Raw genomic sequence first — 1,004 nt, 5'->3', positions numbered from 1 at the left:
AATGGCGCGGATTTTACTTAGGTAAACCTTAGTTTATTGACAGGGTGTCGCTATTTTCGGCTTGTCACCCGCACGGGAATTAGGATATATTTTTATTACCGAATAAGGCAGGTCTTGTGGGAAGGCCTTCCTAATCGGTCTAGAAGACTTTCTTCCTGTGTGTGATGCTGGAAAAGGAACCCCGCTGATGGGGTTCCTTTTCTTTTTATTCGTTCCTTTCCAGAGGCACATTCCCAGCAAAACAAAACCCCGACAGTACGAACTGTCGGGGTTTTATACACATATCTAGGACAAGGTCTACTTCTTACCCTGATTCTTGTCCTGGCGGTGCAGAGCACTCAGCGGCTTGGGCAACTGAACCGGGTTCCAGGTGTTGCTCACCGCCTCAAAGGAGGAGCCAGCACCGGGGTGACGGTTCGTCGAACGAACACCACCGGTTACCGTAGCACCGGTCGAAAGAGCCGAATCGTTCAGCGAGGCGATATCCAGCGCATCGAACTCGGAATCGTCCAGGACATCCGGCAGAGGAATCTCTTCGGGAATCGGCTGAGCGGGAGCCTGAGTAGCAGGTGCCGCAGGTGCCTGACGGACGGGCGAACCGTCACGCAGAGCCTGGCGGGCCACCGGCTGATCCGGGTGAATTGCCGGCTGCTGCGCGGGAGCCTGCTGCTGAGCGGCAGGCGCCTGGGCAACCTGCGCAGGCTGAGGTGCTACCGGCTGAGCGGGAGCCACAGGTGCCTGGGCATGCTGTGCGGGCTGAGCAGACGGCACGCGCTGAGCGCGTTGAGGCTGAACCGACTGCTGCTGAACAGGCTGACTCGGAGCAACCGGAGCCCCAGCTACCTGAGGCTGTGCCGCAGCACGCGGGGCGCTAGCGGAGGGAGCGGCGGAACCGCTCTCCTGGTCAAAGAGCACGCTACCGCGGCGAATCGGCTGAAAGCGGCTCGGACGCTGCTGGCGGCGCTCCTGACGGTGACCCGCGGACGCCTCCGCCGAACGAGCAG

Annotated in this window: 1 pseudogene; it reads right to left on the bottom strand. The window is 60.2% G+C overall.

What is annotated here, in order from left to right:
* Positions 1–297 precede the first annotated feature (297 nt).
* Positions 298–1,004, bottom strand: a pseudogene (locus tag AB8E48_RS08915) (hypothetical protein); the annotation flags it as partial.

Source organism: Rothia mucilaginosa (assembly GCF_964211445.1).
Taxonomy (GTDB): Bacteria; Actinomycetota; Actinomycetes; order Actinomycetales; family Micrococcaceae; genus Rothia; species Rothia mucilaginosa_E.
The sequence above is the reverse complement of the archived record's forward strand: the minus strand, read 5'-3'. Positions and strand labels throughout refer to the sequence as shown.